The organism is Burkholderia cenocepacia (assembly GCF_014211915.1).
GTDB lineage: Bacteria > Pseudomonadota > Gammaproteobacteria > Burkholderiales > Burkholderiaceae > Burkholderia > Burkholderia orbicola.
The window spans coordinates 705,899-726,981 of record NZ_CP060040.1 but is presented as its reverse complement, the minus strand read 5'-3'; the positions used below and the strand labels follow the sequence as shown (position 1 = coordinate 726,981).

The window sequence follows — 21,083 nt, the reverse complement described above, 5'->3', positions numbered from 1 at the left end:
CTTCGGCACAAAAAGGTCTTACAAATGCGCGATCGAAGCTGACGCCGCGATTCACGCCGCCGCGCAGGATCGCCCACGTTCGTGACACCCACATTTCGAGACACGAAATCATGAAAACGTTTTTAGCCGGCGTGCCGGAGGCCGGACGGGAACGGCCCGACGGACGCGGGCCGGAGGCGATGCCGGCGCCTGCCGCGCCGGCGGTCTTCAGTGCTGCGTGGCGGGGCGCGCGAGCTGCGCGGTCACCGCATCGGCGAGCGCGGTCAGACGCGAACGGACCGCCGTGTTCGAGCCGACCAGCGCGAGCGACGCCGCCATGATCCGGTAGACGCGCTTTCTCGGCACCTTGGCCGGCTTCGCCGGGTCGAGCCACGCCGCGTGGCCGGCCAGCAGTTCGAGCGTTTCGAGGCCGATCATGATCGGCCACAGGCAGGCGAGCCGCAGCCGCACGAAACGACGCGGAATCGCGAGCGTATACAGGCAGGCGTCGCGATACTGGTCGAGTGCGACGCGCAGCAGGTCGACCAGCACGCCGCGCGCACGTTCCGATGCTTCCGGCTGCATCAGGTCGGCCACCACGAGCCCGTGTGCGCCCAGCACGTCGTCGGGCAGGTAGCAGCGGCCGATGCGCAGGTCCTTCGCGCAGTCGCGCAGGATGTTGGTCATCTGCAGCGCCTTGCCGAAACGGATTCCCTTCTCGCGCATGTGCGGCAGATCCCAGCCGCGCGCGGCGCGCGTGTGCGCGCCCGTCATGTCGGTCCAGAATTCGCCGACGCAGCCGGCGACCAGGTACGTGTAGCGGTCGAGCATGTCGCGCGTGGGCAGCGATGCGACCTGCCCCGACTGCTCGTGCGGAAACGTGCGCAGGTCGAACTCCATCCCCGCGGTGAGCGTCGCGACGACCTTGCGGATCGACGCGCGATCGGCCTCCGGCTGCGCGCGCAGCAGCGCGAGCATCGGCGCCATCGAACCGAGCAGCAGGTGTTCGTGCGAATCGGTCTGCATCCGCGTCACGTCCTCGAGCGAACGCGACAGCGCCGCGCCGTCGCCGAGCCGTTCGATGTCGTCGCGCAGGTCGGTCAGCAGCGCCGCGCGGCGATCGGGCGCGACGAGCGCCGTGTCGGCGATCGTGTCGGCCGCGCGCGCGAGCAGATACGCGAGGCCGACCGGGTCGCGCATGCCGTCGGGCAGCACGCGCAGCGTCAGGTAGAAGGAGCGGGAAACGTTCTTCAGCAGCTCGCCGAGCAGATAGGCGGGATCGGTATGGGTCGTCATGGGTCGGGAAAAATCGGCCGGCGCGGGCCCCGACGCACACGGGCGCCGGGCGCCCGCGCCGGCCCGCGAGTCGCCGCATCGTCGCGCCAGGCGGGCGTCGGCCCCGCTGCGGCGATGCAAAATTCCCGCAAGTTTAGTGCATCCGGCGCACGAACTCGTTGCGACGGCCGGAATGTGGTGCGCAGCAGCCCGCCGTCACTCGCGCTGCCCTGCACGTCGCGCCTTCAAAACAAAACGGAAAGGCAGAAGTAATACATATGTAATTATTCGATGCGACGATCGCGCACCGTTCGACTCCGTTCAGCCCGGGCTCCCCGCCGGGCCGCCGGCGCGAGCGCCCTTTTCCGACTCCTTTCCGACTCCGTTTCGAAGGTTCATCAACATGCTCCTCAAGCGCCCGACCTCCCTGCGCTACGTCCCGTTCGCCTGTGCCGCCGCGTGCCTGCTCGCCGCGTGCGGCGGCGACGACGATCTGACGCGCGATCCCACGCAGCCGATTTCCGCGAAGGTCCAGGTGGTCGGCCATCGCGGCGCGAGCGCGCTGCGCCCCGAACACACGCTGGCGTCGTACCGCAAGGCGATCGAGGACGGCGCGGACGTGATCGAGCCCGACCTCGTGTCGACCCGCGACGGCGTGCTGGTCGCGCGCCACGAAAACGAGATCTCGGGCACGACGAACGTGTCCGCGCTGCCGCAGTTCGCGAGCCGCAAGGCGACCAAGACGATCGACGGCGCGCAGTTGACGGGCTGGTTCACCGAGGATTTCACGCTCGCCGAGCTGAAGACGCTGCGGGCGCGCGAGCGCATCCCGCAGGTGCGCCCGGCCAATACCGCGTACAACGACCAGTTCGAGATTCCGACGTTCGACGAGATCGTCGCGCTCGCGAAGCAGATGTCCGCGCAGACCGGCCGCACGATCCACCTGTACCCGGAAACCAAGCATCCAACCTACTTCCAGTCGATCGGCCTGCCGCTCGAGGATCGCCTCGTCGACGCGCTGCTGAAGGATGCGTACACGTCGCGCACGGCGACCGTCTACATCCAGTCGTTCGAAATCGCGAACCTGAAGGCGATCCGCAACCGGATCAAGTCGAGCCAGCCGAACTGGAAGCTCGTGCAGTTGATGGACGAAGCGCAGCAGCGCCCGTACGACTTCGTGAAGGCGAACGACACGCGCACCTACGGCGACCTGTCCACGCGCGACGGCATGCGCGAGATCGCGACCTATGCGAACGGCGTCGGGCCGTACAAGACGTCGATCATCGCGGTCGCCGCGGACGGCACGCTGCAGCAGCCGACGCCGTACGTGCGCTACGCGCACGAGGCCGGTCTCGTCGTGCATCCGTACACGTTCCGTCCGGAGAACAACTTCCTGCCTGCGTCGCTGAAGGACGGCGGCACGCCGGCCACGCGCAACACGGCCGGCTCGGTGCGCGAGATCCAGGCGTACCTGCGCGCGGGGATCGACGGCTTCTTCACCGACGATCCGGCCGTCGGCCGCACGGCCGTCGATACGTTCAAGCGCTGATACGAAGCGCCGATCCGCTTCGTGACCGGGCGCCGCGCACGACGTGCCGCGCCCGGTTGCCCCGCATCGCTCAGATCACGTTGAAGTGGTGCGTGCCGTCCCGCTTCAACTGGTCGACCAGCCCGTATTCCCAGTCGAGATACGCCTGCATCGCGGCGGCCGCGTTGTCGGTGCCTTCGTACGGACGCCGGTAGCGATCCACGCGCGGCGACGCCAGATGCGTCTCGCCGCTCTCCAGCGGCAGCCCGGCGTCGATCCACGCGGCCGTGCCGCCGGTCAGCACCCGGATCTCGGCCGATGCCGGCAGCAGCGCACGCGCGTCATCCGCCGCGAACCGCGCGAGCAGGCTCGAGCCGCACGTGAACACGTAGCGCTTCGCGGGCGGAATCGCCGCCAGCGCGTCGCGCAACTGCGCGCGCACGGCAAACCACGCGCCGGGAATATGGCGCTTCACGTAGTTCGCGCTGGCCGTCACGTCGACGATCGCGAGCTCGCCGGGCGCGGCCTCCTTCAGCCAGCCGGCGAGCGTCGCAGGCGACACGTCGGCGGCGGGCGGCGTCGCCGGCACGTCGCGCGGCGGCTGGCCGCGCCCGGTGAATGCCGCGGTGCCGGCCGGCTCGACCACGCGCACGTCCCAGCCCATCTGGGCAAGCCACGAAGCGGTCATGTCCGCGCGCACGCCGTCGTCGTCGGCCAGCACGATCCGCGCGCCGCGCACGGCCGCGTGATGGTCGGTCTCCTGCACGAGCTGGCCGCCCGGCGTGCTCAGGAAGCCCGGCAGATGCCCGGCTTCGTATTCCTCGGGCGTGCGCACGTCGAAGCGGTACAGCGTGCGGCCCGGTTCGTCGAGCGCGGCGACGTCCTCGAGCGCGATGCGCGGCACGCCCGCGCGCTCGGCCACCGCGCGGGCAGCCTGACGGGCTTCGGCCCGCTGCGTCGCGTCGATCTCGTCCGGAAAGCGGCGCGCCGCACCGCGCTCGAGCGTCTGGCCGGCCAGCGTCCAGCCGATCGTGCCGTTGCGCAGCGCGGCGACCGGATTCGGCAGCCCCGCGTTGACGAGCGATTGCGTGCCGATGATGCTGCGCGTGCGGCCCGCGCAGTTGACGATCACCTGCGTCTTCGGATCCGGTGCGAGCGCGCGCACGCGCAGCACGAGTTCCGCGCCCGGCACGCTGGTCGACGTCGGGATGTTCATCGTCTGGTACTCGTCGAAGCGGCGCGCGTCGACGATCACGACATCGGCTTTCGCATCGATCAGCGCCTGCACCTCCTGCGCGGACAGCGACGGCGTATGGCGCTCCGCCTCGACCCATTCGCCGAACGACTTGCTCGGCACGTTCACGTCGATGAACAGTTCGCCGCCCGCCGCGACCCAGCCCGCGAGGCCGCCGTCGAGCAGCCGCACGTCGGTGTAGCCGAGCCGCGCGAGCGTCGCGGCCGCGCGCGGCGCGAGATCCTCGCCGCCTGCCTCGCCGAACACGACGATCGGCGTGTCGCGGCGCGGAATCCGCGTCCATGCGTCGAGTTCGAGCTTCGACAACGGAAAGTTGGCCGCCCACAGCGGGTGGCCCTGTGCGTACGGATCTTCCTCGCGTACGTCGATCAGCGCGATCTCGTCGCGGGCCAGCAGGCGTGCGCGTACGTCCTGGTACGACGCGACGGGAAAGCGGGAAATGGAATCGGCGGATTGCGTCACGATGTCTCAGTGTTGAATAGGTTGAAGTCGATGAAGAAAGCGGAACGGCTCGAGCTTGGCCCTGCCAGCGCGCCCCCGCAACGGGCCACGCGAGCGGGCCGTGCGTCAGGCATTCGAATAGCCCGACACGAACGGCTTCACGGTACCGTCGTCGAGGTACACCGCGCGCTCGACCTTGCCGATGTTCGCGCCGTACACGTGGATGCTGATCGATACCTGGTCGGCGAACGCGTTGGTCACGCGATGCACGTCGCCGATGCGCGGCGACACGGCCTCGACCTCGCCCGGCCGCAACCGCACGGCGTCGCCGGCGGGCACCGGCTTGCCGGCCGCGTCGAACCGGTACGGCTGCGAGAATTCGCCGCCGCGCAGCATCCCGATCAGCCCCCACACCGTGTGGTCGTGGATCGGCGTCGCCTGGCCGGGCCCCCACACGAAACTGACGATCGAGAAGCGTTCGTCCGGGTCGAGATGCAGCAGGTACTGCCGGTAGCGCTCGGGATCGGGTTGCGCGAACGCGTCGGGCAACCAGTCGTCGTGTTCGACGAGCGCGGCGAGCAATGCGCCGCCCTCGTCGAGAATGCGCGCCTCGTTCGCGCCGGACGCGAGCAGCGCATCCAGGCCCTCGACGAACGGCCGCAGCGGCGTCTGTTGCAACGAAAGCGTACTCATCGGCCGTCTCCTCGAATATGATGCCGAATATGATGGATCGTCATGATGCACCTGAAAGACCATGCAGAACAAACATGAAAATTAGCGATATCGACGCTTTTGCAGCGGTCGTCCGCTGCCAGACCCTGAGCCAGGCCGCGGCCAAGCTCGGGATGACGCAGCCCGCGATCACGCGGCGCGTCCAGAATCTCGAGGAAGCGCTCGGCGTGACGCTGCTCGACCGCAACACGAAGCCGCCGCGCCCGACCGACATCGGTCGGCAGGTGTTCGAACAGTGTCGCGCGATCCTGCGCGAGGTCGACGCGCTGCGCGAACTGACGGCCGGCCAGCAGCCGCCGGCCGGCGAATTCCGGATCGGGCTCACGCAGGGGCTCGGCGAGCTGATGCTGCCGGCACTCATCGGCGATCTCGCCGCGCAATGGCCCGCGCTCGCGACGCAGGTCACGACCGCATGGGGCGGCCTGCTCGTCGAACGCATCGCCCGCCGCGAACTCGATGCGGCACTCGTCTTCCTCGCCCGCGAAATGGTGCTGCCGGCGCAGGTCGAAGGCGTTCGGCTGCTGGACACGCGGCTCGTCGCGGTCGGCCGCAAGGGCGACTGGCCGCGCCGCAGCTACCGGCTCGCCGATTGCCACGCGCGCGGCTGGGTGCTCAATCCGGACGGCTGCGGCTTTCGTGCGGGCCTGCGGCGCGCGCTCGACGCGCAGGGCCTGCCGATGCCGGTCACGCTCGATGCGTACGGCCGCGACCTGCAACTGCAGAGCGTCGCGAACGGGTTCGGCCTCGGGCTGATGCCGCTGCCGCTCGTCGAACGCAGCCCGCTGCGCGACGCGCTCGACATCGTGCCACTCGCCGATTTCAAGCCGCAGATCGATCTCTGGCTGCTGCGCCGGCACGATGCGGCCCGTTTCGACGCGCCGCTCGCGACCATCGCCGCGCATGCGCGCGCCGCGTTCGCGCTGCCCGAGCGATCGCACGACAAGGCCGCCTAACGTAGCCGTGGTGGCCTCGGCCATCGCGCAGCGCCTGCCTCCCGCCTTGCGATTTCCGTGCGTGGCAACCCGGCCCGGCTCACGCATCACGCGGGCCGCGTTCGATCCCGTTGCGTGACGTCGCGTCGGCCTGCGCATGCGTCTGCCCGCGCGGTGCCGCATCGAGCACCGCCCGCCCCGCCGCCACCGCGATCGCATCGTCCTGCGGCGTATGCACGCGGCTGCACAGCACATCGCGATAGTGGCGCTCCAGCGGATTGGTGCGGCTCAACCCGTGATTGCCCGACAGTTTCAGCGCCTGCTCGACCGTCCGGATCGCCTGCTCGGTCACGGTGCGCTTGACGAGACCGCTGGTCGTCACCGACGGCGCGTTGCCGGCGTCGGTGCGCGCGATGTGATCGTCGAGCAGCACGCGGTTCGTGTGCAGCCAGCCCTCGATTTCGCCGACCGCCTCCTGCACGCGCGGCAGCGTCGCGAGCGGCGCGCCGAGCCCGCTCGGCGCACGCGTCGTCGCGAATTCGACCAGCCAGTCGCGCGATGCGCGCGCCACCGCGTCGTACAGGCTGCCGAGCAGCGCGACCATCCACGCCTGCTGATCGGCCTGCGCGTCGGCATCCGCATGGGTGGCGGCCGACACGACCCATGCGTCCGGCGCGCGCACGTCGACCGCATATTCGGCCGGCAGCGGCACGTCGTCGAACACGACTTCATGGCTGCCCGATGCGCGCAGGCCAAGATGATTCCAGCTTTCGATCACGCGGATGCGCTCGCCGTCGGTCGCGCGCTCGCGCGGCACGAGAAACACGCCGACGCGCGGCGCCGGTTCGTCGGTGCGCGCCCACACGGCCAGCCAGCGCAGCGCCGGAATGCCGGTGCTGTAGAGCTTGTGGCCCGACAGCCGCCAGCCGTCGCCGTCGCGGCGGGCGATGGTCGCCGGCAGCCCGCCGCGCGACGGCGAACCGAGCGCGGGCTCGACGCGCAGCGCGTTGATCAGCGCGCCGTGCGCGACCGCGCTGTCGAACACCGCGCGCCGCACCTGCGCCGGCCAGCGGTTGTCGGCGCGGCCGAGCGCGCGATGCTGCAGATACGTCATCGTCAGCACCAGCGCGGTGGCGGGATCGGCCCCGGCGACGGCCGCGACGATCCGGCTCGCCTGCGCGAGCGTCGCCCCGGCGCCGCCATGTTCGCGCGGCACGACCTGCGCGATCAGCCCGGCACGATGCAGCCGCGCGAAGTTCTCGTGCGGAAAGCGGCCGTCGACGTCGTTGCGGGCCGCATCGGCGGCGAGTTCGGGGGCGAGACGCTCGAGCAGCGCGGCGAGGCGCGCGTCGTTCGTCTCGTCGGCGGCGTCGGCAGCTTTGGCGAGGTCGGCGGGCAGAAGGCGCAGCGCAGGTTGCGGTGGCGGCGAGGAAGCGGCAAGGCTGGCGGACATCGAAACGGATTCCCTGGGTAGGTCGAACACGGCGGCAAGAAGGCGGCACCCACGCGCGCCCGATCATTCACGAGCCCACAGCGTATGCGCAACGCATGCGCCCCCAAACCATGCAAATCTGATATTCAAATCGGGATTGATTATTTCCGTTCCGCATGATCCCGGCGTTAACCTGCGCTCCATTCCTGCCCGGCCGTGCGCCGGGACATCCCTGCACCGGAGACCCAGATGAGCGTCGAATTCATCGGCATGATCCAGAGCCAGAAACAGTCGGAAATCCACCCGGCGTCGGGCCCCGTGGTCGATCCCGACTATGTGCGCGACTTTGCCCGCGCCCACGAAACGGCCGGCTTCGACCGGATCCTCGTGCCGCATCACTCGACCGGCCCGTCGGCGACGCTGACGATCGCGTTCGCGGCGGCCGCGACCGAGCGCATCCACTTCATGCTCGCGCATCGCCCGGGCTTCACCGCGCCGACGCTCGCCGCGCGGCAGATCGCGACGCTCGACCAGTTCAGCCGCGGCCGGCTCGCCGTGCACTTCATCTCCGGCGGCTCGGACAGCGAGCAGCAGCGCGACGGCGATTTCCTCGATCACGACGCACGCTATGCGCGCACCGACGAATACCTGGGCATCCTGCGGCGGATCTGGACGGAACCGCAGCCGTTCGATCACGACGGCGCGCACTACCGGTTCAAGCAGGGTTTCTCGGAAGTGAAGCCGTTCCAGCAGCCGCATGTGCCGATCTACTTCGGCGGTGCGTCGGACGCGGCGCTCGCGGTGGCCGGCAAGCACGCGGACGTCTACGCGCTGTGGGGCGAATCGCTCGACCAGGTGCGCGACCTGACGACGCGCGTGCGCGCCGAAGCCGCGAAGCACGGCCGCCAGGTGCGCTTCTCCGTGTCGTTCCGCCCGATCCTCGCGGCGACCGAGGACGAAGCATGGGCGCGCGCGCACCGCATCCTCGACGAAACGCGCCGGCTGCGCGAAGCGGCCGGGCTCGGCGCCGGCGGCCCGCAGCAGAGCGAAGGCGCGCGCCGCCTGCTCGCCGCTGCCGAGCGCGGCTCGCGCGTCGACAAGCGGCTGTGGACCGAGATCGCGAAGCTCACCGGCGCGCGCTCGAATTCGACGGCGCTCGTCGGCACGCCCGAACAGGTCGCCGACGCGCTGCTCGACTACTACGACCTCGGCGTGACGACGTTCCTGATCCGCGGCTTCGATCCGCTCGAAGACGCGATCGACTACGGCCGCGAACTGATTCCGCGCGTGCGCGGCGCCGTCGCCGCACGCGACGCGGCCCGCCGCGCCGCCTGAGCCCCACGGAACCATACGGAGCCCCACGCCACCATGTCCGCCGTCCTTTCGTCGCCCGACCGTACCGCATCGGGACTCGTGCTCGCCGATACCCCGCGCCAGCATTTCTGGTTCGATCCGCCCGCGCCGCGCATCGACGTGGCGGCCGAGCGCCGCCACCGGCAGGAGCGGCTCGCGGCCGCGTTCCGCCTGTTCGCGCGCTTCGGCTTCGCGTCGGGCCTCGCCGGCCACATCACCGCGCGCGATCCGGAGTTGCCCGATCATTTCTGGGTGAACCCGCTCGGCGTGCATTTCTCGCAGATCAAGGTCTCCGACCTGCTGCTCGTCAACGCGCGCGGCGAAACCGCGATCGGCCAGCGGCCGCTGAACAAGGCCGCGTTCGCGATCCATGCGGCGATCCACGAAGCCCATCCGCACGTCGTCGCCGCCGCGCACACGCATTCGACCTACGGCAAGGCCTGGTCGACGCTCGGCCGCCCGCTCGATCCGCTCACGCAGGACGCGTGCGTGTTCTATGAAGACCACGCGCTGTTCGACGATTTCACGGGGATGATCGTCGACACCAGCGAAGGCGCGCGGATCGCCGATGCGCTCGCGAAGCCGGACGGCACCACGCACAAGGGCGTGATCCTGAAGAACCACGGCATCCTGACGGCCGGCCCGACGGTCGAGGCCGCCGCGTGGTGGTACATCGCGCTCGACAATGCCGCGCACACGCAGTTGCTGGCCGAAGCGGCCGGCACGCCGCAACCGATCGATCACGCGACCGCGCGTCATACGCATGGCCAGATCGGCGGCCCCGACGGTGCGCTGCATGCGTTCGACAGCCTGTTCGCGCGCGTCGTCGCCGACGAACCCGATCTGCTCGACTGAGCCGACCTTGCGCCACCCGGAGACCACACAATGACCCACACCACCGCACCCGCGCCCGCCGACACGCACGACGACCAACGCCGCCGGCTGCTGCGCGCGGCCGGCGCCGCCGCGCTCGCCGTCCCCGCGATCACGCTCGGCCGCAAGGCGTGGTCCGCGCCGCCGCTGAAGAAACTCACGTTCGCGTGGAACCAGAACGCGTTCTGCCTGACGCCGATCGTCGTCGCGCAGGAGCGCGGCTTCTTCGAGAAGAACGGGCTGCAGGTCGAGCTGATCAACTACAGCGGCTCGACCGATCAACTGCTCGAATCGATCGCGACCGGCAAGGCCGACGCGGCGGTCGGGATGATCCACCGCTGGCTGAAGCCGCTCGAAGCCGGCTTCGACGTAAAGATCATCGGCAGTTCGCACGGCGGCTGCGTGCGCCTGCTCGGCGCGAAGGCGGCCGGCGTCACGACGCTGCAGGCGCTGAAAGGCAAGACCGTCGGCGTCAGCGATCTCGCCGCGCCCGGCAAGCACTTTTTCTCGATCCTGCTCGCGAAGAACGGCGTCGATCCGGAGCGCGACATCACGTGGCGACAGTATCCGGCCGACCTGCTCGGCGTCGCGGTCGACAAGGGCGAAATCCACGCGATCGCCGACGGCGACCCGAATCTGTATCTGCTCGAAAAGCGCAGCAACGGCGCGTATACCGAACTCGCGACCAACCTGTCCGGCGAATACGCGCGCAAGGTGTGCTGCGTGATCGGCGCGCGCGGCGACCTCGTGCGCAACGACCGGCCGTCGGCCGCCGCGCTCGCGCGCTCGATCGTGCAGGCCACCGAGTACACGCACGACAACCCGAACGAAGCCGCGAAGGTGTTCGCCAAGTATTCGCCGAAGATCAGCCCCGAGGATCTGCGCAAGCTGTATGCGACGCTCACCTACACGCATCACCCGACCAACGTCGACCTGCAGCAGGAAATCGCGTTCTATGCGGACGATTTCCGCCGCATCAGCGTGCTGAAGAAGAGCACGGACCCGCAGCGCTTCGCGCAGCAGGTCTATGCGAACGTACTGGGGTAACACGATGTCGACGATCGAACACGCTTCCGCCGCACGTACCGCGGCGGCTCCGGCCGGCGCCGCCAACGCTCCAGGTTCCGCGCGCGCAGCCTGCACGACGTGCGAAGCCACGCTGGCCGCGCAGGCGCGGCGCGAGCGCATCTGGCCGACCGGGATCGCCGCCGCATTCGCGTGGGCCGCGCTCGGCGCACTCACGCAACTGTGGCCGAACCGGATCGTCGGCTTCAGCGACTGGGCGTACACCGACACGTTCGGCACGGCCGCGTGGACGATCGCCGCGCTGCTGCTCATCGCCGCGACGCTCGGCCATCGGGTTGCGGCGACCCGCACGCGGCTCGCGCGGGTACGCCCGGCCGGCCCGTGGCTCGTCGCGCTGCCGCTCGTGCTCGCCGCGTGGGAAATCGTCACCGCCAAAACCGGCTGGCTGCCGACGCCGTTCTTCGCGCCGCCGCAGGCGCTGATCGAGGTCTACGTCGACGACTGGCCGCGCCTCGCCGGCAGCGCCGCCAACACGCTGAAGCTGCTCGCACTCGGCTTCGCGTACGGCGTCACGGTCGGCTTCGCGGTCGGCGTGTCGATCGGCTGGTCGCGCCGGATCGGCTACTGGGTGCATCCGGTGCTGCGCGTGCTCGGGCCGGTGCCGGCCACCGCGCTGCTGCCGCTCACGTTCTACTTCTTCCCGTCGAGCTATTCGGCCGCCGCGTTCCTGATCGCGCTGGCGACGGGCTTCCCGGTTGCCGTGCTCACGTGGTCCGGTGTCGCGAGCGTGAACAAGCAGTACTACGACGTCGCGCGCACGCTCGGCGCGAACGCACGCTTCCTCGTGCTGCGCGTCGCGATTCCGGCCGCGCTGCCGCACGTGTTCGTCGGCATCTTCATGGGGCTGAGCGCGTCGTTCACCGTGTTGGTCGTCGCCGAGATGATGGGCGTCAAGTCGGGGCTCGGCTGGTATTTGAGCTGGGCGCAGGGCTGGGCGTCGTACGTGAACATGTATGCGGCGCTGATCGTGATGGCGCTGCTGTTTTCCGGGCTGATCGCGCTGCTGTTCGCCGTGCGCGACCGTGTGCTCGCGTGGCAGAAAGGAACCGTCAAATGGTAAGCGCCGCCGTACTCGAACCGTCCGCGGCCACTGCCGCGGCGCCCGCCGTCACGCCGCCGCGCGGCGCGCGCATCGACATCCGCCGCGTGAGCCATGCATTCGACGACCCCGGCGGCACGCTGCCGGTGCTCGACGACGTGTCGCTGTCGGTCGCGGCCGGCGAATTCGTCGCGCTGCTCGGCCCGAGCGGCTGCGGAAAATCGACGCTGCTGCGCCTCGTCGCGGGACTCGACGCCGCGCGTCAAGGCACCATCGCGCAGGATGGCGTGCCGATCGAGCGGCCCGATCCGTCGCGCATCGTCGTGTTCCAGGACCCGACGCTGTACCCGTGGCGGCGCGTGCGCGCGAACGTCTCGCTCGGCCTCGAAGCACGCGGCGTGGCGCGTGCCTCGCAGCATCGCGTCGACGATGCGCTCGCGCGCGTCGGGCTGCAGGACTTCGCGAACGTGTTTCCGCATCAGTTGTCCGGCGGGATGGCGCAGCGCGTCGCGCTCGCCCGCGCGCTCGTCAACGATCCGCGCCTGCTGATCCTCGACGAACCGCTCGGCAAGCTCGATTCGCTGACGCGGCTCACGATGCAGGCCGAGCTGACCGCGCTGTGGCAACGCGACGGTTTCTCCGCGCTGCTCGTCACGCACGACGTGGAAGAAGCGCTGTTCCTCGCGCAGCGCGTGATCGTGTTCGGGCCGCGCCCGGCAACGATCGTCGCCGAACTGCGCGTCGACCTGCCCTACCCGCGCCATCGCGGCGACCCGCGCCTCGCCGAATTGCGGCACGACGCGCTGCGGCATCTCGGGCTCGATGCGAGCTGGTAGATGCCGGATGCCGTTCGACGTTTGACCGCGATCCGCCGGGGACGCGCGCGATGAACGCGCCGCCGTTCGCCGACTGGGCCATCGCGTTCCTGCAACTGCTGTATCGCGCGCAAATCGCGTTGGCGCGTGGGCTGCACGCGATCGGCCTGACCGGCGACGCCGAGGGACAGGCCGCGTGGCCGTGGGCGCATCGCATCGCGCTCGAGACGCTGCGCATCGACGCGGGGCTCACGCGGCAGCTCGCGCTCGCCTGTGGCGCGACGGCGCTGGCCGTCGTGCTCGCGTGCACCGCGCTGGCTTCGCGCAAGTGGCATATCGCGTCGGCCATCGCCGCGCTGGCCGTCGCGTGGTTCGCGCCGTGGCCACCTGCGTCGCTGTGGCTCGCGCCGGCCGTGCCGACCAGCTTTCAGCGCGATCCCGCGCCGTTTTCCGTAGCGAACGTGATGCGCGGCGCGCACCTGTACACGCAACATTGCGCGGCCTGCCACGGCACGGACGGACGCGGCGAAGGGCCGCTCGCGGCCACGCTCGCGCACTGGCCGCCGACCTTCGCCGGCGCGCTGCTCGCGCGTCGCCTCGACGGCGAACTGTTCTGGCGCGTGCGCCACGGCACGCAGAACGAGCACGGCGCGCCGACGATGCCCGGCTTTGCGGCGACCCTCGGCCCGCAGGACACTTGGGCCGTGCTCGACTACCTGAAAGCGCTGGCTGCCGGCAGCGGCGCGCAGGCAGAAGGCGCGTGGCCGGTGCCGGTCCCGCTGCCGGCCCTCGACGTGCGGTGCGGCGACGCCGCGCCTCAAGCGCTCGAGCGCTGGCGCGAAGGCCAGCGCGTGCGCGTCGTCGCGCTTGCGCCGGGCGCGACGCCACCGCAGGAAGACGCGCGCTGGCAGACCTTGCTGGTCACCGAAAACGGGGTGTCGGTGCCATCGTCGACCGGCTCGCGTGCGAACTGCGTCGCGACGACCGTCGATGCGTGGCGCGCGTTCGCGACGATTGCCGGCGTCGCGCCCGATGCGCTCGGCGGCACGCAACTGCTTGCGGATCGACGCGGCTGGCTGCGCGCGCGTGCGTTGCCGGGCAGCGCCGGCTGGTCGGACGCCGACCTGCTGTGCCGCTCGGATACGGCGGCTGTCCGGCCGTCCACGCCGGCCACCCGCGGCGACGCGCTGACCGCACTGCTGCTGCGCGTCGATCGGGAACCCGTGCGCGACGTACAAGCCGGGCTCCCGCATTGAATTCATGAACCCTTCCCTCAACCGAACTTCACGATGAATCCGACCCGACGCCACTTCCTCGCCCAGGCGAGCGCCCTTGCCACGATCGCCGCCGCCCCCGCCGTCGTGCGCGCGCAATCGGGCGCACGCCCGCTGCTGCGCGCCGGCGACCAGAAAGGCGGGCTGCGCGCACTGCTCGAAGCGGCCGGCGAACTGAACGGCCTCGCGTACGACATCGCGTGGACCGAATTTCCTGCCGCCGCGCCGCTCGCCGAAGCGCTGAACGCGGCCGCCGTCGACTGCGGGCCGATCGGCGACGCGCCGGTGATCTTCGCGCTGGCATCGGGCGCCCGCATCAAGGTGATCGGCGCGAACCGTTCCGATCCGTACGGCACGGCCGTGCTCGTGCAGCCCGACGCCGCGCTGAAAGGCGCGGCCGACCTGAAAGGCAAGCGCATCGGCACCACGCGCGGCTCGATCGGCCATTTCGTCACGCTGAAGGCGCTCGACGCGGCCGGCCTGCCGCCCGATGCCGTGTCGTTCCGCTTCCTGCCGCCGGCCGACACGATGCTGGCGCTCGCCACCGGTTCGATCGACGCGTGGGCAACCTGGGAGCCCTATACCGCGCTCGCCGAAACGAGCGGCCGCGCGCGCGTGCTGGTCAACGGCCGCGGGCTGTGGTCGGGCCTCAGCTATCTGGCGGCGACCGACGCGGCGATCGCATCGAAACGCGACGTACTGCACGATTTCCTGCGGCGCGTCGTGCGCGCGCAGGCCTGGTCGTACCGGCACGTCGACGCGTATTCGGCGGCGCTCGCGCGCATCATCGGCATTCCGCCGGCCGCCGCGAAGCTGCAATTCGAGCGCCGCGGCACGCGCTGGCTGCCGATCGACGCGCCGGTGATCGCCGGGCAGCAGCGCACGGCCGACTTCTACCTGAAGGCCGGGCTGCTGCGCCAGCCGCTCGACGTACGCACGACCTTCGACACGGGCTTCCCGCTCGCGTGACGAGCGCGGGCGGCGCGCAGCCGCCCAAACGGCTGCGGCACGATCTGGCACAATCGCGCTTCGATCAGCCCGCCTTCAGCCAGCGTCATGCCAGCCATCACCGAACTCTTCGTCTATCCGATCAAATCCTGCGCCGGCATCGCGCTGACACGCGCGCAACTGCTGGAAACGGGCCTCGCGTACGACCGCCACTGGCTGATCACCGATCCGCACGGGCAGATGCTCACGCAGCGCACGCACCCGCGCCTCGCGCTGATCCGCCCGACGCTCGACGGCGATGCACTCGTGCTGAACGCGCCGGGCATGCCGGAAATCCGCACGCCGCTCGATGGCGACGCGACGCCCGCCACGCCGAAGATGGCCGCGACCGTGTGGCGCGACACCGTCGACGCGATCGACACCGGCGCCGACACGGCCGCATGGCTCACCGAATTCCTCGGCGTGCCGACGAAGCTCGCACGCTTCGGCCCCGACGCGCGCCGCGGCTGCAACCGCAAATGGACCGGCGAGATCGATACGCATACGCAGTTCGCGGACGGCTATCCGCTGCTGGTGATCGGCCAGTCGTCGCTCGACGACCTGAACGCGCGGCTCGCCGCGAAAGGCGCGCCGGCCATTCCGATGAACCGCTTCCGGCCGAACATCGTCGTGTCGGATCTCGATGCGTACGAAGAGGATTTCGTCGAGCATCTCGACGTCGACGGCGATACGCCGGTGCGGCTGCGGCTCGTGAAGCTGTGCACGCGCTGCCCGATGCCGACGATCGACCAGGCCACCGGCGCACCCGATCCGGCATGGCCGCACGAGCCGACCGACACGATGCAGACCTATCGCGCGAACCCGAACTACGACGGCGCGCTGACGTTCGGCATCAACGCGATCGTCATCGCAGGCGCGGGCGCGTGGCTCGAAGTCGGGCAGCCGGTCGAAGCGGAGATCGGCTTCGGCGATTGAGCCGGAGCCGGACAGCGCCCCGCATTCCCTTCACGCGCCGTCTCGTCGCGTCCGATCACGCGGCGCGCGCCATCGCGTCGCTCGCCGCCGCCGGCAGCCGGATCGTCACGACGAGGCCGCCGCCGGCCGCATCGGCCAGCGTCACGCTGCCCTGATGCACGCGCGCGATTTCCCGCACGATCGACAGCCCAAGCCCGGTGCCTTCGACCGTCTGCGTCTTGCTGCCGCGATGGAAGCGCTCGAACACCGCGTCGCGTTCGTCGGCCGGAATGCCCGGCCCGTTGTCGATCACGTCGAGCCGCGCCTGTTCGCCGTCGCGCGAGATACGCACCGTGATCACCGCATGGTCGCCCGCATAACGGATCGCGTTGTCGATCAGGTTGCCGATCATCTCGCCGAGCAAGTCGGATTGGCCGAGCACGTCGACGTCGGCCTCGTGTTCGAAGCCGAGATCGATGTCGCGCGCGCGGGCGACGGGCGACCAGTCGAGCGTCACGCTGCGGGCAAGCCGGTGCAGCGCGACCGGCTTGTGCGCGACCGCATGGCCGCTGTCCGAATCGAGCCGCGACAGCGACAGCAGTTGCTGGACGATCTTCGCGGCCTGCCGCACCGCGCCGTTCGCGCGCCGCAGATGCACGTTCGCGCGCGGCTGCTCGTCCGGCCGCAGCGCGAGTTCGACGCCCGCCTGCACGGCCGCGAGCGGCGTCTTCAACTGATGGGCCGCATCGGCGAAGAAGCGCCGCCGCGCCACCTGCATCCGCTGCGTGCGGCCGATGTACTGGTTGATCGAATCGACGAGCGGCGCGAGTTCGCTCGGCATCGCGCCCGTGTCGAGCGGCGTCGTGTCGTCCTCGCTGCGCGCGGCGACGGTGGCCGACAGCCGGTTCAGCGGCCGCAGCCCGCGGCCGACGCCGAGCCACACGATCCCGAGCGCCAGCACGACGAGCAGCCCTTCCTGCAACAGCGACCCGATCAGGATCTCGCGCGCGAGCGCCTGGCGCGCCTCGATCGTCTCGCCGACCATTACCCACACGATGCGCGACTGCGCGGTCGGCACGTCGTGCACCGGGATGCGCAGTGCGGCCATCCGCAACTGTTCGCCGCGATACACGACGTCGTAGTACCGCGTGACGAACAACGCGCCGTCGCCCGCGTCGCGGCCCTGCGGCAGCGGCAGGTCCGGATAGCCGGTGATCGTGTGGCCGTTGTCCTCGCGGATCAGGTAGTAGATCTTGCCGCCGTCGCTCGATTCGAGCATTTCGAGCGCGAGATACGGCAGGTCGACCTCGATCTCGCCGTCGTTGAGCCGCACGCCTTCGCGGATCGACTTCAGCGACGACGACAGCGTGCGGTCGAACGCGACGTGCGCGGCGCTCATCGCACGCTGGTACGTGAGCCACGAGTCGAGCGCGAGCAGGCCCAGCAGCGGCAGCAGCAGCCACAGCGCGACCTGCGCGCGCAGGTTCGGGCGGGTCATCCTTTCGCCTTCGCTTCGAGCAGATAGCCCAACCCGCGCAGCGTGACGATCGCGACGCCCGTGTTCTCCAGCTTCTTGCGCAACCGGTACACGTAGATCTCGATCGCATCGGCGTTGACCGATTCGTCGAGCCCGAAGATCTTCTCCGACAGCGTGTCCTTGTTGATCGCGCGGCCGTTGCGCAGGATCAGCACCTCGAGCACCGAGCGCTCGCGCGGCGTGAGCGACAGCGGCTCGCCCGCGAGATGGAAGCTGCGGTCGATACTGTCGTACGAAAGCGGCCCGCACTCGACGCGCGAATGCTCGTGCCCAAGACTGCGCCGGATCAGCGCGCGGGCGCGCGCCTCGAGTTCGGTCAGCTCGAACGGCTTCGCGAGATAGTCGTCGGCGCCGAGATCGAGCCCCTTCACGCGGTCCTCGACCGATCCGTGCGCGGTGAGGATCAGCACCGGCACCGGGTTGCGGCGCGCGCGCAGTCGTCGCAGCACCTCGAGCCCGTCCAGTTTCGGCAGCCCGAGGTCCAGAATCACCAGCGCGTAATCCTGCGTGCGCAGCACGTGGTCCGCCGCCTCGCCGTCGGCCATGTGATCGACCGCGAAGCGCGCGGCGCTCAGCGCATCGTTCAGCGACTGGGCCAGGTTCGGGTTGTCTTCGACGAGCAGCACACGCATGGGGATTCCGGTAAGGTCAGCGACAGCCCGCTACATTACATGATCCTTTCCGTCTCCACGCCTCGCGCAAACACGGGTTGCGCGGGTGTCGCGAAGCCGCCGCGCGCGATGCCGGCCGCAGCGACTCAGCGGTCGGCAGCAGGCTGGTTGCGCGCCACGATGCGCGCGTCGCCGGTCACGCGCCGCTCGCGGAAACCGGCCACCACCGCGACGAACGCGACGCTCGCGCCGACCGTGACGACGATCATCGGATGCACGGTGCCGTCCGATAGCCACGCCAGCACGCCGCCGCACGCGGCCGTGATCGCCATCTGGATAAAGAAGAACAGCCCCGACGCCGTGCCGGCGATCTTCGTGTACGGCTGCATCACCGCGAACTGGCAGGCCGGAATCGCGATCCCGACCGCGATCATCACGACGAACATCGGCGCGACGAGCGCCGTCACCGAAGCCGGCGCGAGCGCGCCGCCGACCCACAGCACGGCGGTGCCGACCAGATTGACGGCCGCCGCCGCCGCGATGACCGAATCGGCCGTCCGGCGCGTGCTGGTCCGCGCGAACGCACTCGAACCGATCAGGTAGCCGAGCACGGTCACGCCGAAGATCGCCGCATAGACCGGGCCGGACACGCCGATGTGCCGCTGGAACAGCGTCGACGATTCCGCAATGAACGGATAGTAGGTGCAGTAAGCAAAGCTGATCGCGAGCGAATAGCGCAGGAACCGCCGCTCGCGCAGCAGGCCGGCGTAGGTCCGCAGCAGCCCCGCGCCGGCGGCCGGCCGCGCGTCGCGCTCGCGGGTCTCGGGCAGGTAGCGCAGCACCATCGCGGTCGCGACCAGCCCGCCCGCCGCCAGCCAGCCGAACACGCCGCGCCAGCCGAGCCACTCGGCAATCGCGCTGCCGGCCAGCGGCGCGACCACCGGCGACAGCGCCATGCCCGCCGAAATATGGCCGAGCATCGTGGCCTGCGTCGCGGCCGGAAAGCGCTCGCGCACGATCACGCGGCCGATCACGGTGCCGCTGCAGCCGCCCAGCGCCTGGAACATGCGCGCGGCGATCAGCGCCGGGATGCTGGTCGACCATGCGCAGGCGACGCTCGCGACGACGTACACGCACAGGCCGCCGAGCAGCACCGGCCGTCGGCCGTAGCGGTCGGACAGCGGCCCCGACACCAGCATCGACAGCGCATAGCCGACCATGTAGAGGGTCAGCGTGAGTTGCAGCTGCGCGTCGGTGCCGTGCAGCGCATCCGCCATCGCGGGCAGCGACGGCAGGTACGCGTCGATCGTGACGCGCGGCAGGCACACGACGAGCATCAACAGGAACAGCCAGCCCCGGCGGGGTAATGAACGCGTCTTCATGCGGTAAGTCCGGATCGGACGGATGAGTGGGTCGACAGCAATCTAAGGCGAAAGTGATATAAGCTGAAGGACCATTAAATCGACTGTCGACTGGACCACTATGCCGCGAGGCAAAGCCGCGATTCCGCTGGACCTGCCGCGCCCTGCGGGGCTGTCGGGCGGCAGCCCGCACTCGAAGCAGGAATGCATCGCCGACACGATCCGCGACGCGATCCTGAAACGCCTGCTGCCCGGCGACAGTCCGCTGCCATCCAGCCGGACGCTGGCCGCGCGCTGGGACATCGCGCGCGGCACCGTCGAAGCGGCGTACGACATCCTGTGCGCCGAGGGCTACATCGCCCGCACGCAAGGCTCCGGCACACACGTGTGCGCGGTGGTGCCGGACAGCTATCTGCGCGCGGCCGCGCGGTCGCGAGACGGCAACCCGCTCCCCGCCGCCATCGCGTCCCCCGCACCCACCGCCCCGGCCGAGCCCGAGCACGGCGTGCGTCCGGGCGTCCCGTTCGTCGCGCGGCTCGCCGATCCCGGCCTGCTGCCGATGCAGCAATGGAAGAAGGCGCTCGGCGCCAGCCTGCTCGCCGCAACGGCGGACGATCTCGGTGCGACACCGGCACAGGGCGTCGAAAGCCTGCGCGCCGAGATCGCCGCGTACCTGCGGGAATACCGCGGCATCCCGTGCGAGGCCGGCGACATCGTCATCACGACCGGCATCCGCCACGCGATTGACCTCGTCGCACGCACGCTGCTCGCGCCCGGCTCGGCGGTGCTGATGGAGGACCCCGGCTATGCGTCGGCGTGGCAGATCTTCACGATCGCGGGCGCGAACGTGATCGACGTGCCGGTCGATCGGGAAGGCATCGACACCGCATCGCTGAATCGCCATCCCGATGCGCGCGCCGCCTACGTGACGCCGGCCCATCAGGCGCCGCTCGGCGTCACGATGTCGGTCTCGCGCCGGCTCGAACTGCTCGACTGGGCGCAGCGCAACCGCACGTGGATCATCGAGGACGACTACGACGGCGAATTCAGCTACCAGACCGCCCCGCTGCCCGCGCTGAAATCGCTCGACGCGTGCGACCGCGTGATCTATTGCGGATCGTTCAACAAGACGCTGTTTTCCGGGCTGCGCATCGGCTTCATGATCGTGCCGTCGGCACTGCGGCCGGCGCTGTCCGCCGTGTGGCACGCGACCGCGCGCTCGGTCGGCGTCGCGCCCCAACTGGCGCTGGCCCGCTTCATCGGTCAAGGCGATTTCGCGAAGCACCTGCGCGCCGCCCGCCACGCGTACCGCCAGCGGCGCGACATCGTGCTCGACCAGCTCGAGAAACATGCCCGCGGCCGCTACTCGGTGACCGGCGAGCACGCGGGCTTTCATTTCGTGCTGTGGCTGCCGCCCGGCATCGACGATGCCACGTATGTCGCGCAAGCCCGCGCGGCCGGCGTCGAGCTGCAACCGATCCGCGGCTTCTGTCGAAGCGCCCGCCGCGAAGCGGGCGTCGTCGTGGGCTATGCCGCGCTGACGGCCGCCCACGCGCGGCATGGCGGCCGCCTCCTCGGCCAACTGCTGGCCACTTCCGCGTAACCCGCGCCCCCGCGTCGCCCACCTTTCAAGCCCTGCCGCGCGCCGCGAAACCCGC

The 21,083-nt window shown here is 70.3% G+C and carries 18 protein-coding genes; 11 read left to right on the top strand and 7 right to left on the bottom strand.

Features of this window, described 5'->3' with window-relative positions; genetic code table 11:
- Nucleotides 1-207 precede the first annotated feature (207 nt).
- Nucleotides 208-1,275, bottom strand: coding sequence for a squalene/phytoene synthase family protein (locus tag SY91_RS19725; protein WP_023477555.1), 1,068 nt, complete (start codon nucleotides 1,273-1,275; stop codon nucleotides 208-210).
- 382 nt (nucleotides 1,276-1,657) lie between these two features.
- On the opposite strand from SY91_RS19725, the gene SY91_RS19720 reads away from it, so the two are divergent.
- Entirely contained in the window at nucleotides 1,658-2,803 is a 1,146-nt protein-coding gene (locus SY91_RS19720) for a glycerophosphodiester phosphodiesterase (RefSeq protein WP_023477556.1), read from the top strand.
- Between the two features lie 70 nt (nucleotides 2,804-2,873).
- Here SY91_RS19720 and SY91_RS19715 read toward each other — a convergent pair whose 3' ends face one another.
- Together SY91_RS19715 and SY91_RS19710 are read right to left on the bottom strand one after the other, a co-directional pair.
- The gene (locus SY91_RS19715; protein WP_043888500.1) at nucleotides 2,874-4,499 is read right to left on the bottom strand and encodes a rhodanese-related sulfurtransferase; all 1,626 of its coding nucleotides are present in this window, start codon (nucleotides 4,497-4,499) and stop codon (nucleotides 2,874-2,876) included.
- Nucleotides 4,500-4,604: 105 nt separating this feature from the next.
- On the bottom strand, nucleotides 4,605-5,171 hold the full coding sequence (locus tag SY91_RS19710; RefSeq protein WP_011547818.1) for a cysteine dioxygenase: 567 nt from the start codon (nucleotides 5,169-5,171) through the stop codon (nucleotides 4,605-4,607).
- A 17-nt stretch (nucleotides 5,172-5,188) separates the two neighbouring features.
- On the opposite strand from SY91_RS19710, the gene SY91_RS19705 reads away from it, so the two are divergent.
- Nucleotides 5,189-6,163, top strand: coding sequence for a LysR family transcriptional regulator (locus SY91_RS19705; protein ID WP_185921310.1), 975 nt, complete (start codon nucleotides 5,189-5,191; stop codon nucleotides 6,161-6,163).
- 79 nt (nucleotides 6,164-6,242) lie between these two features.
- Here SY91_RS19705 and SY91_RS19700 read toward each other — a convergent pair whose 3' ends face one another.
- Nucleotides 6,243-7,595, bottom strand: a complete 1,353-nt coding sequence (locus SY91_RS19700; protein WP_105798194.1) for an acyl-CoA dehydrogenase family protein — start codon at nucleotides 7,593-7,595, stop codon at nucleotides 6,243-6,245.
- A 228-nt stretch (nucleotides 7,596-7,823) separates the two neighbouring features.
- Here SY91_RS19700 and SY91_RS19695 point away from each other — a divergent pair, with 228 nt between their 5' ends.
- The 8 genes from SY91_RS19695 (at nucleotide 7,824) to SY91_RS19660 (ending at nucleotide 15,937) form a co-directional block, all read left to right on the top strand.
- Nucleotides 7,824-8,909, top strand: a complete 1,086-nt coding sequence (locus tag SY91_RS19695) for an LLM class flavin-dependent oxidoreductase (protein WP_023476895.1) — start codon at nucleotides 7,824-7,826, stop codon at nucleotides 8,907-8,909.
- Nucleotides 8,910-8,942: 33 nt separating this feature from the next.
- On the top strand, nucleotides 8,943-9,782 hold the full coding sequence (locus SY91_RS19690) for a class II aldolase/adducin family protein (protein WP_043887901.1): 840 nt from the start codon (nucleotides 8,943-8,945) through the stop codon (nucleotides 9,780-9,782).
- Nucleotides 9,783-9,812: 30 nt separating this feature from the next.
- A complete protein-coding gene (locus tag SY91_RS19685; protein ID WP_012338267.1) occupies nucleotides 9,813-10,847 on the top strand; it encodes an ABC transporter substrate-binding protein in 1,035 nt (344 codons plus the stop codon).
- Nucleotides 10,848-10,851: 4 nt separating this feature from the next.
- Entirely contained in the window at nucleotides 10,852-11,946 is a 1,095-nt protein-coding gene (locus tag SY91_RS19680) for an ABC transporter permease (RefSeq protein WP_043887900.1), read from the top strand.
- A complete protein-coding gene (locus tag SY91_RS19675) occupies nucleotides 11,940-12,761 on the top strand; it encodes an ABC transporter ATP-binding protein (protein WP_023476892.1) in 822 nt (273 codons plus the stop codon). Before SY91_RS19680 ends, SY91_RS19675 begins: the two co-directional genes overlap by 7 nt.
- Nucleotides 12,762-12,811: 50 nt before the next feature.
- Nucleotides 12,812-13,996: a c-type cytochrome gene (locus SY91_RS19670; RefSeq protein WP_023476891.1), complete on the top strand. Its 1,185-nt coding sequence runs from the start codon at nucleotides 12,812-12,814 to the stop codon at nucleotides 13,994-13,996.
- A 33-nt stretch (nucleotides 13,997-14,029) separates the two neighbouring features.
- Nucleotides 14,030-14,983, top strand: a complete 954-nt coding sequence (locus SY91_RS19665) for an ABC transporter substrate-binding protein (protein ID WP_023476890.1) — start codon at nucleotides 14,030-14,032, stop codon at nucleotides 14,981-14,983.
- A gap of 87 nt (nucleotides 14,984-15,070) precedes the next feature.
- Nucleotides 15,071-15,937: an MOSC domain-containing protein gene (locus SY91_RS19660; protein WP_023476889.1), complete on the top strand. Its 867-nt coding sequence runs from the start codon at nucleotides 15,071-15,073 to the stop codon at nucleotides 15,935-15,937.
- Between the two features lie 55 nt (nucleotides 15,938-15,992).
- Here the strand turns inward: SY91_RS19660 and SY91_RS19655 are convergent, their stop codons facing one another.
- From SY91_RS19655 to SY91_RS19645, 3 genes are all read right to left on the bottom strand, one after another.
- Nucleotides 15,993-17,414, bottom strand: coding sequence for a sensor histidine kinase (locus SY91_RS19655; protein WP_043887899.1), 1,422 nt, complete (start codon nucleotides 17,412-17,414; stop codon nucleotides 15,993-15,995).
- Nucleotides 17,411-18,085 carry a response regulator gene (locus SY91_RS19650; protein WP_043887898.1) on the bottom strand — a complete coding sequence of 225 codons (675 nt, stop codon included), beginning with the start codon at nucleotides 18,083-18,085 and terminating at the stop codon, nucleotides 17,411-17,413. Before SY91_RS19650 ends, SY91_RS19655 begins: the two co-directional genes overlap by 4 nt.
- A 125-nt stretch (nucleotides 18,086-18,210) precedes the next feature.
- A complete protein-coding gene (locus tag SY91_RS19645; protein WP_043887897.1) occupies nucleotides 18,211-19,446 on the bottom strand; it encodes a multidrug effflux MFS transporter in 1,236 nt (411 codons plus the stop codon).
- Nucleotides 19,447-19,546: 100 nt separating this feature from the next.
- On the opposite strand from SY91_RS19645, the gene SY91_RS19640 reads away from it, so the two are divergent.
- Nucleotides 19,547-21,028, top strand: coding sequence for a PLP-dependent aminotransferase family protein (locus SY91_RS19640; RefSeq protein WP_023476887.1), 1,482 nt, complete (start codon nucleotides 19,547-19,549; stop codon nucleotides 21,026-21,028).
- The last annotated feature ends 55 nt before the right edge of the window (nucleotides 21,029-21,083 follow it).